General features: G+C 49.9%; 12 protein-coding genes and 1 pseudogene. 9 read left to right on the top strand and 4 right to left on the bottom strand.

Going from position 1 to position 10,655, the window contains the following annotated elements:
- Nucleotides 1-93: 93 nt before the first annotated feature.
- Entirely contained in the window at nucleotides 94-534 is a 441-nt protein-coding gene (locus tag QA609_RS24105) for a RidA family protein (protein WP_278305167.1), read from the bottom strand.
- A 710-nt stretch (nucleotides 535-1,244) separates the two neighbouring features.
- On the opposite strand from QA609_RS24105, the gene QA609_RS24100 reads away from it, so the two are divergent.
- From QA609_RS24100 to QA609_RS24090, 3 genes are read left to right on the top strand one after another with little or no spacing between them, the layout of a single operon-like run.
- On the top strand, nucleotides 1,245-1,481 hold the full coding sequence (locus QA609_RS24100) for a hypothetical protein (RefSeq protein WP_278305166.1): 237 nt from the start codon (nucleotides 1,245-1,247) through the stop codon (nucleotides 1,479-1,481).
- Nucleotides 1,481-1,879: a hypothetical protein gene (locus tag QA609_RS24095; RefSeq protein WP_278305165.1), complete on the top strand. Its 399-nt coding sequence runs from the start codon at nucleotides 1,481-1,483 to the stop codon at nucleotides 1,877-1,879. The genes QA609_RS24100 and QA609_RS24095 overlap by 1 nt, the downstream gene beginning before the upstream one ends.
- A gap of 7 nt (nucleotides 1,880-1,886) precedes the next feature.
- Nucleotides 1,887-2,081, top strand: coding sequence for a helix-turn-helix transcriptional regulator (locus QA609_RS24090; RefSeq protein ID WP_278305164.1), 195 nt, complete (start codon nucleotides 1,887-1,889; stop codon nucleotides 2,079-2,081).
- A gap of 603 nt (nucleotides 2,082-2,684) precedes the next feature.
- Here the strand turns inward: QA609_RS24090 and QA609_RS24085 are convergent.
- A complete protein-coding gene (locus QA609_RS24085) occupies nucleotides 2,685-3,347 on the bottom strand; it encodes a hypothetical protein (RefSeq protein ID WP_278305163.1) in 663 nt (220 codons plus the stop codon).
- Nucleotides 3,348-3,889: 542 nt separating this feature from the next.
- On the opposite strand from QA609_RS24085, the gene QA609_RS24080 reads away from it, so the two are divergent.
- Nucleotides 3,890-4,282: an SHOCT domain-containing protein gene (locus QA609_RS24080; protein ID WP_174299213.1), complete on the top strand. Its 393-nt coding sequence runs from the start codon at nucleotides 3,890-3,892 to the stop codon at nucleotides 4,280-4,282.
- A 246-nt stretch (nucleotides 4,283-4,528) separates the two neighbouring features.
- Here the strand turns inward: QA609_RS24080 and QA609_RS24075 are convergent, their stop codons facing one another.
- On the bottom strand, nucleotides 4,529-4,786 hold the full coding sequence (locus tag QA609_RS24075; protein ID WP_278305162.1) for a hypothetical protein: 258 nt from the start codon (nucleotides 4,784-4,786) through the stop codon (nucleotides 4,529-4,531).
- Between the two features lie 238 nt (nucleotides 4,787-5,024).
- Between QA609_RS24075 and QA609_RS24070 the strand changes: the two genes are divergently transcribed.
- From QA609_RS24070 to QA609_RS24050, 5 genes and pseudogenes are all read left to right on the top strand, one after another.
- Nucleotides 5,025-5,642 carry a site-specific integrase gene (locus QA609_RS24070; RefSeq protein ID WP_278305161.1) on the top strand — a complete coding sequence of 206 codons (618 nt, stop codon included), beginning with the start codon at nucleotides 5,025-5,027 and terminating at the stop codon, nucleotides 5,640-5,642.
- Between the two features lie 978 nt (nucleotides 5,643-6,620).
- Complete coding sequence (locus QA609_RS24065) at nucleotides 6,621-6,884, top strand: hypothetical protein (RefSeq protein WP_278305160.1); 264 nt, start codon at nucleotides 6,621-6,623, stop codon at nucleotides 6,882-6,884.
- A 162-nt stretch (nucleotides 6,885-7,046) separates the two neighbouring features.
- Complete coding sequence (locus QA609_RS24060; protein ID WP_278305159.1) at nucleotides 7,047-7,331, top strand: helix-turn-helix transcriptional regulator; 285 nt, start codon at nucleotides 7,047-7,049, stop codon at nucleotides 7,329-7,331.
- A gap of 63 nt (nucleotides 7,332-7,394) precedes the next feature.
- Nucleotides 7,395-9,236 carry an ice-binding family protein gene (locus QA609_RS24055; RefSeq protein WP_278305158.1) on the top strand — a complete coding sequence of 614 codons (1,842 nt, stop codon included), beginning with the start codon at nucleotides 7,395-7,397 and terminating at the stop codon, nucleotides 9,234-9,236.
- Between the two features lie 204 nt (nucleotides 9,237-9,440).
- Nucleotides 9,441-9,618, top strand: a pseudogene (locus QA609_RS24050) (IS4 family transposase); the annotation flags it as partial.
- Between the two features lie 122 nt (nucleotides 9,619-9,740).
- Here QA609_RS24050 and QA609_RS24045 read toward each other — a convergent pair.
- Nucleotides 9,741-10,505, bottom strand: a complete 765-nt coding sequence (locus tag QA609_RS24045; protein ID WP_278305157.1) for a recombinase family protein — start codon at nucleotides 10,503-10,505, stop codon at nucleotides 9,741-9,743.
- Between the last annotated feature and the right edge of the window lie 150 nt (nucleotides 10,506-10,655).

Raw genomic sequence — 10,655 nt, 5'->3', positions numbered from 1 at the left:
CTCTCTACGTAACGCGTGTTCGTCTCGAGCGAAACTGTACTCAAAAGAGGCAGCCGTTACGTACAGGTGAAGCCCAGACCAATAATGATACCATCAATCTTCTGGGGTTATAATGGTCTTGTCCCATTCCTCTTCGGGAATGAGTGCCTCTACTTCGATTTCGATAGTAGCATCTTCATGAACAAGTTGAGAGACTCCCACCATCGTTGCTGCAGGGAAATCCGGATACTCAAATAGATCATGTCGTAGCTCATGGAGGTCTTGGCGAAGTTCTGTCGTGAATACGTCGTCACGAATGTAGAGACGGAGAAGGGTTATATCAGCAAAATCTCCGTTCAGATCGTCGGCAATAACCTCCTCAATGATCTCAAATATGCTCTTTGCCTGTTCAATGGTGTTTCCGTCTGGATAGATCAAACCCGAAAGCGACACATCAATTCCAGAAGCACGCTCAGTGGCGACGCCAATAGACATCGCTGGATCAGTTCCATCCTCTAATTCACCCATCCCTGGACCGAGTATGATCTTTTCCATATCCATACTCGTAATTATCATAACATAAATGTAGGGCAGATTTCCGAGTTATGCGCCGTCCATTTGCATCTCTACGTAACGCTTGTTCGTCTCGAGCGCAACTGTACTCGAGAGTGACAGCTACTACGTATAGATCAAACAGGTAACGGAACGACATTTGATCTCTGGGTTGGCCGATTGGTACGACTGCTTACGAAGTAGTGTGCAAGTCATAGAGGGTCGCAGTTCCAATGAGAGCGACAAGAATACCGACTACACCGGTAACCCAATCGTTCGATACAAAGAAGGAACCTGCCAAGAGTACACCAATAACAATCGAGGCAGCCCCACCGAATTTTCGAACCCGGATACTGTCCATATGCTCATTTTTATTGATATTGTGTTAACTACTTCGATTGGAATGTATAATATTGTCTTCCATTGGTCAGGGAGATTTGGTTCAGAATAGCCATCGGTTCATGCTATATTCGAGTTCTGTATTCCCTTCTGCTCTATCACACAATCGATAGCTGAGAGAAGTAGCGGTGTTAGGTTCGTATTTCTGCAGAGCGGTTATTTCAGGAATTCTTCGTCTATATATAGTATTCAACGAAACTTCTTACCTAACTGGCGTCTGATCCGGGAGAAGAGAGACGATTTGAATGTAAAGATACCCACCCATACTACAAAGCTTCCTTAACATTTATGTGCTGACAGAATAAGAACAGAATATGGTGGAGAATCCGCGACAAGCATACAGTGCCCTGTTCGTTATGGTGGTTGCTGTTGTCAGTGGTATCATCATTGCATCGGGCTTCGTCGCTCCCGACGCAGTCATGCAAGGAAATGGTGTCTGGCTATATATTGGCGCAGTCGGTGGAATGATCGGCTGTGCGATCATTAGCTGGCTTATTGATCTACCTGGTATCCTCTTTCGTGAGTTCGGTTCTAGTGGAGGTGAGCACTAATGAGCACTTGGTTGCCACTGAAGTACAATCTCCTGTTGTTCCTCGCTTCTGCACTTCTATTGCCTGTATTGGGTATGATTATAGGAAGTCCGTTCGCCAATCCCACGGTTACAGGACTCTTAGTGATACCTGCTGCAGTCGTTCTGGGAGGAAATCTAGGCTACTACGTTCAGACGCAGAAGGGCACATCTGGTGTAGTTGACGAACGCGACGTTCAGAATATCGATCTCGCTTTCACTGGCACTGGTATCACGTTGCTAGTCTCCATTGTTGTGATCTACACGGGCTACGCAGCAACAGATAGTGTGGCTCCGACTGAGCTTGATTACCTCGCGTTGATCGCGATCATGACGGTATTTGTAATACTCGGAGGGACAGAAATCCACCAACGGTTGTAACGTACCGATGGACAATAATCTCCGAGTCAAACGTGCCGAAGAGGAAATCACCCAGCAAGAACTCGCTGCAGCTGTTGATGTAAGTCGGCAGACGATCTACGCGATCGAGAAGTCGAAGTATAACCCATCACTGGAATTGGCGTTCAAACTTGCTCGATATTTCGACTGCGCGATTGAGGATATCTTTGAACCTAACTTTTGAAAGATGCTGACCGTACACCACAGAAATGACTTTGGTCACTGCTCTCAAGGAACTTTCCGGAGCTGATGTGAAGTTGCTTATCGACTCTAGTTGTGAACCCGTGGGACAACCGACTTTTCCGTTCGCTAGCATTCTGCGCAACTCGGGAGGCTAATGCAGGCATAAGTCGTCGCTCGAATTACGTCCTGCTTCTGGATATTTGGTAGCGTTACGTGGAGGTGGCCTACTCTTCACCACGAGAATCAAAGTATCGAAGAACAATCCAAAAGGGGAGTATACTTACAATTATGAGAAATAATATGCCTGCCACCCAGTGTATATTAGAAAGATGCCCATATACACCCCCCATAATGCCTCTAGTGGATAGTAGTAGAACTACAAGAAGTGCGAAGACGAAAATAAAACCAAGTCCCTTTCTTGTGGTCGGATTACCGGCACCCATATTGTTAAATCCCACTCACATTTCAATAGTTCTTTTGTTGTTCAGTTTGCTTCTACAGGTAACGCAAACCCATCTCAAAGGGAAGTTTAATTCAAAAGATACTCACAGTCATTTGGAAAATCGGGAGCACCACTTGAGCAACAGATACTCTCCGGCTGGATCTAGGCGCGGTTTTTGTCGCACCACTCTTCAAAGGCGTTCTCAAATTCGCTAAACAAGTTTCGGTGGAAGCTACCAATATACGGGAGTGGATATTGCTGAACCTCGTCCGAAGCATGGACTAAATAGTCGCCAGCGCTATCGAGATCCCCTTTCGGCGTCGCTTCAAAATCGCGTTTCTGGAAGTACAATTGATAGCAGTCGGTTCCATTTTGAGTTCCTTCGTACCGAACCCTGAGACACCAGTAGTCGCCATGCTGGAAATCGTTCCGTAGTCCCCAGAGGAACGTCCCTCGCCGAACATAGTCTGGTGCAGCCTTGTTATCTCGTGCTGGGAGGAAATACCCCTTCCTGATGTGCTGTTTCAATCGCTTGTTGAGAATAGAGCGGATCTGCTCGTTGTAGGAGTACAGTGGCGAAACGTAGTTGTGAACTCGCCGATAGACCTCGTTCTCAACGTCTGTCTTCTCAGCTCCTTTCTCGACAATAATCGTTCCTGTGGTGGAGATATCATCGCATATCTGAGCCAGCTCGTGAAAATTTCCGTGTACAATATAAGCCGATGACCGTGCTCGTGTGAGATCACGGTCGGTAACCGGCTCCGCTGGTCCTTTCGTGTGACCCAATAGCTGGTCTACTGTATTGGTAGAACCTGGCTCGCTCATTAGAAATACCGCTACTCGTCGTCAGAACTGCTCGACATTTTCGCCGCAGCCTCTCGGTCCTTCAGAAGCTGCTCCTTGGACTGGCCAGTCGTTTCAGCCAGTTCATCGACAGTGGGGATATTCTTCAGGGCCATCTCCTTAGGGTTCTATTCTCTGCTCGGCCAATTATACCTTTCGCACAGTTAGAACCTAGATACCTCTGGTACGGCCGACTCAGTTCTCGAATCGGTCTCGAGTCGGCGATCGGGCTCGATTGAGAAGCTGGCGACGTCGACGACACCGAGGTTGCGTATGTGACGGCCGATACCGGCGGGATCTATGCACACCGCGGTTCCGTTGAATACGCTACCCGTGCATACATCGGAGCAACTGCATACATCGACATCGAACCCCCAGGGGTCTCACCTCGAAACCCGCCTCGCGTTACGTACAGATGAAGCACCTATCGACACTAAAGTATTGACACAAATACTTCTATGTGTATTCCGTCATGTTATGTCATCCACTAGAATTTTATCAGAGGGGGCCGATGAAGAACGTGAATGCACAAACCTTCCAGGATTACCCTTTTTGCTGCATCTTTGGGGATCCCTTTGATTCTCGTATTGGCTATCCTGGGCTCAATTGCGGCTGCAGGGCTTGCAACTATATTTGTTATCTTGTTTGCTGCTGTTATGGCAGTAGCGACTCAACTCAGTTCGAATCAGTCACAGATTAAATCCAATGACACTGTCTCTACCGATTCTTCCCAATCAGATGCTACAGATCCATTTGGAGAGCTTCAAGATCAATATGCAAAAGGAGAGCTCACAGAAGTAGAGTTTGAACAACGTGTAGAAGTGCTACTTGAGACTGAGCACGGTTACTCCTCGGATGATCAGAAGGTAGACTCCAAAGAGAGCGAAAAACAAGAACCTGCAGTTGAGCGAGAGTGATTTTTGCTACTTACCAGTGTTCCATTCGCATCTCCATGTAGCGGAATTCAGAGAAGCCCCTGTTTCTGGTAAAGCGGCGACACCAACCGTGATTCTCTTGCAATCTCTCTATGTGGTATGTCATATTGTCAGCCGAACGTCTGAGTTTGGCACAAACTCCGTCGTTCTCTATCTGCCAGTCGTGGGTTCGTCTCGAGCGCAACTATACTCAAGAGAGACAGCCGTTGCATACAGCTAACACAGGTATCACTTTTTGTCTCTAATCCAACTACCGTGATAATCAATAAGCGCAAGGAGTGTGTATCCCGTCATCATCGTCGCTCCTATGAAGAAGCCCCTAACTAGGGCCTGACCCAGTCCGGATGATACGAAGTGGTCACTCCCAACTGAGCCAATTATCACACCAAGAGCGATTAAAACCGGTGTAGCCACGAGAGGTACCCATTTATTATTCCATGCATCCCAGTTAGTTGTGAATATTTTGGCTTTCAATGAGTCACTCATATAACGTGACTACGAGAGAGACTATTATAAATTTTCCAAGGTTCAATCCGCATCTGCATGTAACGGAATCCAGAGAAGCCCCTGTCTCCGGTAAAGCGGTGACACCAACCGCCATTCTCTTGCAACCCTCTATGTGGTGTGTTATACTTTCAGCCAAACGTCTGAGTTCTGCACAAACTGCGACGTTGACCGACCGATTTACCCTTCTCGCTTATAAGCTACGTCACTCATAGAATCCATGCCAAGCAATCCCGACGTTGAGTACTCTGATGAGTTCAGCCGGGCCCGAACGTGGCTCAAGCCGAATCAGGTTGAACGGCTTCGAGATGTCTGCCTATCTGACGCCGTCGCACCCTACCTTCAGGACCGGAATGAGACGATCGTCGCACTGCTCTATGATGCTGGCCTTCGCGCCGGCGAGCTGTGCGCTCTCGAAGTAAATCACCTCAATCTCGAAAACGGAACCGTCTATCTTCCGAGTGCGATCCAAAAAGGCTCACCACCGCCAGCGACTCTCGAACTCAAGCCTGAGACGGTTCGACTACTCCATCGGTATCTTCGGGACCGATGGAAGGATACTCCTGCCCTCTTTCCTACCCGCTCAAGCGACCGGATCACGACACGATCCCTACAGCGGCTTATAGAAAAACTCGCTGTCGAAGCGAACGTGCGGCCGCTGCTCGCAGATGGCGGTATAGGAGAGCCGACGGACGTTACTCCGCACACGCTTCGGCACTCTGTGGCCTATCGAATCATCCAGATCGACGGTGGTCGGCTCGAGGACGTACAACTTCGACTCCGTCACGCGAATAGACAAACCACGGATCAAATCTATAGCCACTTGATCCCTCGATAGTCTGTAAGAGAGAGTACCATAGAACGAGTTATATAGTGTTATTTTCATTATACCTTTTAGTAAACCAACTGTTACGTAGATGTGCGAACTGAGCACTAAAATGTGTGAACAGTGGTGGTATAGCTTTTCCAATCACAGGTCTACCTCTTCGAACATAGTCTCACTTTTTCGGCAATTCAGATTTTTTAGAAATATACGCTACAATAACGATCATTCCGACAGCGGGTATGAGCGCCCCGCAAAAGTACGCCACTGGGTTTTTGATATCTGATTTCTTCGAATCAATGAGTATCATAATGCCAGCTGGTATTTGCAGTAGAATTAAGAAATTGATTATAGTTGAGGCCGACATTATTGGTAGTAAGCCCTGGCTTTATTTGTATATTTTTATATAACTGAGTTTGTGACTCACCGAGTTACCTGCTTGACCTATACGTAACGTCTGGCTCTCTTGAGTACAGTTGCGCTCGAGACGAACGCGCGCTACGTAGAGAGGCTTACTGAATGGTAGAGCATTTTATATTCTCTCGTGTTAGTCAACTCCGCACAAAACACCATGTTCATTTATATTGACACCACACAGTAGACATGGTCAGCTTAGATGGAAATGAAATTCACGGCGTCTATATGATTCTTATAGGTTCAGCACTTCTATTGTATCTTATTTTCATTCATGGGGATCCATTATCATTTGAATCGATGAGTTCTCGGAGACTTCGAAGACCGATTGTAGGAACATTACTTAGTGTGGGAAGTATCACATTTGGATGTTTGATGGTTCTCGGCTACTACGATCGGCTTAAAGAATCTCTCAAGTAGACTTATTCACTATCCTTTTGATAACTCCTCGTCCTATACGTAACGGGTGCCTCTCTTGGGTACAACTGCACTCGAGACGAACACGCGTTACGTAGAGGGGCGTACCTAACAGGGAAATATTGAATAGATATTTACAATTCAATTCCAAATAAAACTCATATGAACCAGTGGAATCTCTACCATCTCTTAATGGGAATCATTGGTCTTAGTGTTGGGTTCGTAGGATTTAGCGAGATTCTCTCGCAGGGAATTAGCCTCGGAACTTCACTGATGGCTGTCGGTGCTCTTGCTATTCTTGCTCAGACCGGATATGCCCTCTTTATAAAAGAGTCCTCGGAACTTACAGAAAGTCAAAGTGTTGGAATGGTTGCTATTGGCGCGATACTTTGCTCAGTCGGAGCACTGGTTCACATTTTCGTATAAGTGCTCCGCAGTGGTACCGCCTTCGCTTGTATGTATCGCTCACCGGGGTCAACACAATCGATACGCGATCCGTTCTATGACAGTCCCTGCTGTGTGCCCTGGAACTGACCTTCGAGAGGTCGTCTTCGACTCATTTAAACTCCCAACGGACAAGAGTCCGATATGTACGATTTGACCGCTTTCCAGCGCGATCTGCTCTATGTTGTTGCTGGCCTAGATGAACCACATGGACTCGCGATCAAAGAGGAACTCGAGGACTATTACGAAAAAGAGGTCCACCACGGTCGTCTATATCCGAACTTGGATACGGTCGTCGAGAAAGGACTGGTCGATAAAGGGCAACTCGATCGCCGGACGAACGTCTACTCCCTCACCCAGCGTGGACAGCGTGAACTCGAGGCTCGCCGCGAGTGGGAGGATCAATACGTTGCCGAATTGGTTGATTGAGAACTCGTTGTGCTAGTGTGACACCAACTAGTTCAGCAAAATTCTGAGTTACGGGTCATCGAGATGAGTGTCAAGGTTGGACACTCAAATGTCTGCTGTGAGGATCTTCAATTACTGAGAAAGCTCCCAGTAAATATTACTTGGAGTCGTGTGCCACTATACGAAATGACATCCAATGAAATAGATAGAAGATCATATATAAGATTGTTAGCAGCAGCTGGATTTACCACAATCGGGGCAGCCAGTGCCCAAGGGCAAGAAGACCCAGGACCGGTCGATCGTGGGGACGCCAGTAACTATACGATCTTGGCGAAATCGGGAATCTCTACAGTTCCCGATTCGGATGTGACGGGAGATATTGGCGTGAGTCCCATCGCTTCAACTGCCATCACCGGGTTCGCTTTAGAACTGGATTCATCGGGCGAGTTCGCGACATCGGATCAAGTGGATGGACGTGTATACGCGGCCGACTACGCAGAACCGACTCCATCCAACTTGACCACGGCTGTAAGTAATATGGAGTCCGCGTACACCGATGCTGCCGGGCGTGAATCCGACTTCGACGAGTTGGCCGGTGGAAACATCGGCGGTCTGGTCCTGCCTCCGGGGGTCTACAGCTGGAGTACGGACGTTTCAATAAGCGACGACATCGTCCTTCTGGGTGACTCGGATGACACTTGGATCTTCCAGATCGATGGAAATCTCACGACGGCCAGCAACACGAACGTTCTCCTGGCTGGCGACGTCCAGATCGAGAACATCGTCTGGCAAGTTGCTGGTGGCGCTGGTGTGGAGATCGGAACGGATGCACAATTTTCGGGGGTTGTACTGACTCAAACCGGGATCAACGTGCTCACCGGTGCAACGGTGGACGGGTGCCTGTACGCACAGACTGACGTCAATCTGCAGATGGCGACAGTGACAGGCTGCGAGTCTGACCCGGTAGCCCCCGATCCAGACGACCCTGACCCAGACGATCCGGATCCAGATGATCCAGATCCAGACGACCCGGATCCAGACGATCCGGATCCAGACGACCCGGATCCAGACGATCCGGATCCAGACGACCCTGATCCAGACGACCCTGATCCAGACGACCCGGATCCAGACGATCCGGATCCAGACGACCCAGATCCAGACGATCCGGATCCAGACGACCCAGATCCAGACGATCCGGATCCAGACGACCCAGATCCAGACGATCCGGATCCAGACGATCCTGAACCGGACGACCCGGATCCAGACGACCCTGATCCAGACGACCCGGACCCAGACGACCCGGATCCAGACGATCCGGATCCAGACGATCCTGAACCGGACGACCCCGATCCGGATGAAGAAATCCCGGTTGACGAACTTCCGGGCGATGTGGAAGTCCCGGTTGACGAACTTCCGGGCGATGTGGAAATCCCGGTTGACGAACTTCCGGGCGATGTGGAAGTCCCGGTTGACGAACTCCCGTTCCCGATCGACGAACTCCCGGACGACGTGGAAGTTCCGCCTGAAGAACTCCCGGACGACGTAAAAGTCCCAGTCGAAGCACTCCCAGACGGTGTGAAAGTCCCAGTCGAAGCGCTTCCGGATGACGTGAAAGTCCCAGTCGAAGCGCTCCCGGATGACGTGAAAGTCCCAGTCGAAGCGCTCCCGGACGATGTAAAAATCCCCGACGAGGATTGTCCAGAGGAGAAGGAGAAAAAGGAGAAAAAGTCCGACGAGGATTGTCCAGAGGAGAAGGAGAAAAAGGAGAAAAAGTCCGACGAGGATTGTCCAGAGGAGAAGGAGAAGAAGGAGAAAAAGTCTGACGAGGACTGCCCAGAGGAGAAGGAGAAAACGGAGAAAAAGTCTGACGAGGATTGTCCCGAAGAGAAGGAAAAAAAGGAGAAAACCCCCGATAAAAACTGTTAGAACGTCTACACTGAATAGCTAACACAATTTGCTTTTCTACAGGGAACGGTTCTATTGAGTCCGCCAATAGCATCGGGAAAGTCGGTAGAATCACGGAAACGAAGCAGAAGAGTTGCCTTTGTACAAAACCCACATCCGCTCCGTCAAACAGGCTCAGTCGATCACATCGACTTAGAGAGAACGTCTGCTTGGAAAGAATATGCAAATTGTGATTTGCTTGATTTGGTAACTGAGCAGGCGGATGGTGAGCTCGTGTTTTTACCAGGATGCTGGGCATGCGACCAAAAGGTCGCCGCCCAACTCATTTTCTACAAACTCGGCGAGTGCCTCGGTTACTCGCCACCACCGCTGTTGGAACGGTTGATCGAAGACCCACCAGTAACGATCAGTGTTATAGGAGACGCTCGCTACCGCTACACAACCGAGGTGTGAGGCTTAGCTAAAGACGAATGTCAAAGAGGGAAAGCCCGCGAGAAGATCTATCGTCTGTGTAGATTTATCGGATCAACCGGACGGTGATAAGATCTGGCCGGCCGGCGCCGTTCGGACGGGCTCGAGTGCGGCGTGCACGGCGTCGTCGTCAGCTGTCGCTTCGAGATACCACCGCCGGCGCTCGTCGTCTCGGGAGATATTCGAGAGCGACTGTCGCGTGACTGGGAGCCCTTCAGCGGTCGAACGATAGGACTCTCCATTCTCGATCGCCTCGAGCGCGTTCCGGAGCTCGAGATAGCCCGTCTCGCCGGCATCGTGATCGGGGTCAATGATCGGCTGGAGAAAGCTCTCGTCGTCGCGACGGAAGCCCGTCGGGACTTGACCCAGCCACTTACCTTCGTGCTGCGCACGGCGCTGGCCGGCTTCGATCCGGCGGATGAGTGTCCGGCGCTCTTGTTGGTAGACCATTCCAATCACGTCGGCAACGAAGCGGCCCTGGCCATCAGGAGTGACCCTCTCGACAGCGCCGTCCGTGATCACGACGGTCGTCTTGGTGTCCTCGCACAAGTCGAAGAACCGCTGGAGCGTCGCGCCCTTTCGCGAGAGTCGACTAATCTCCCAGCACACGACATGCGTGTACTCGCCGGCTTCGATTGCCTCGAGGAACTCGGCGAACTGCTTGCGGTCGTCACTTGCTCCGGATTGACCGAGGTCGGCGTACCGATCGGCGTTCGCGAGGTCGACGTCGTTCTCTCGTAGCCACTCGTCGATACTCTCTCGTTGATGCTTGTCTGTTTGGTCGTCCGTACTCGCTCGAATGTAGGTTGCACAGTCCATCTTGTTTTCACCATGTCTCGCTCAGGCAAATCACTTAAAGAATAGGACCCGTTTTCACCCTGTAAGCAGACAAGTACCCGATTACAGGGTCAGTGAGATGGCAACGATCTATCAACCACTCTCAGTCACTCAGCGTGGAACTCTTGGGCG

The organism is Natronococcus sp. A-GB7 (genome assembly GCF_029688865.1).
In the GTDB taxonomy this organism is placed as follows: Archaea; Halobacteriota; Halobacteria; order Halobacteriales; family Natrialbaceae; genus Natronococcus.
This window is presented reverse-complemented; position numbering and strand designations above follow the sequence as displayed.

Excerpts from the sequence above, each read along its gene's own strand:
- QA609_RS24105 (WP_278305167.1), bottom strand. The coding sequence starts at position 534 with ATGGAAAAGATCATACTCGGTCCAGGGATGGGTGAATTAGAGGATGGA.
- QA609_RS24100 (WP_278305166.1), top strand. The coding sequence starts at position 1,245 with ATGGTGGAGAATCCGCGACAAGCATACAGTGCCCTGTTCGTTATGGTG.
- QA609_RS24095 (WP_278305165.1), top strand. The coding sequence starts at position 1,481 with ATGAGCACTTGGTTGCCACTGAAGTACAATCTCCTGTTGTTCCTCGCT.
- QA609_RS24090 (WP_278305164.1), top strand. The coding sequence starts at position 1,887 with ATGGACAATAATCTCCGAGTCAAACGTGCCGAAGAGGAAATCACCCAG.
- QA609_RS24085 (WP_278305163.1), bottom strand. The coding sequence starts at position 3,347 with ATGAGCGAGCCAGGTTCTACCAATACAGTAGACCAGCTATTGGGTCAC.
- QA609_RS24080 (WP_174299213.1), top strand. The coding sequence starts at position 3,890 with ATGCACAAACCTTCCAGGATTACCCTTTTTGCTGCATCTTTGGGGATC.
- QA609_RS24075 (WP_278305162.1), bottom strand. The coding sequence starts at position 4,786 with ATGAGTGACTCATTGAAAGCCAAAATATTCACAACTAACTGGGATGCA.
- QA609_RS24070 (WP_278305161.1), top strand. The coding sequence starts at position 5,025 with ATGCCAAGCAATCCCGACGTTGAGTACTCTGATGAGTTCAGCCGGGCC.
- QA609_RS24065 (WP_278305160.1), top strand. The coding sequence starts at position 6,621 with ATGAACCAGTGGAATCTCTACCATCTCTTAATGGGAATCATTGGTCTT.
- QA609_RS24060 (WP_278305159.1), top strand. The coding sequence starts at position 7,047 with ATGTACGATTTGACCGCTTTCCAGCGCGATCTGCTCTATGTTGTTGCT.
- QA609_RS24055 (WP_278305158.1), top strand. The coding sequence starts at position 7,395 with ATGAGTGTCAAGGTTGGACACTCAAATGTCTGCTGTGAGGATCTTCAA.
- QA609_RS24045 (WP_278305157.1), bottom strand. The coding sequence starts at position 10,505 with ATGGACTGTGCAACCTACATTCGAGCGAGTACGGACGACCAAACAGAC.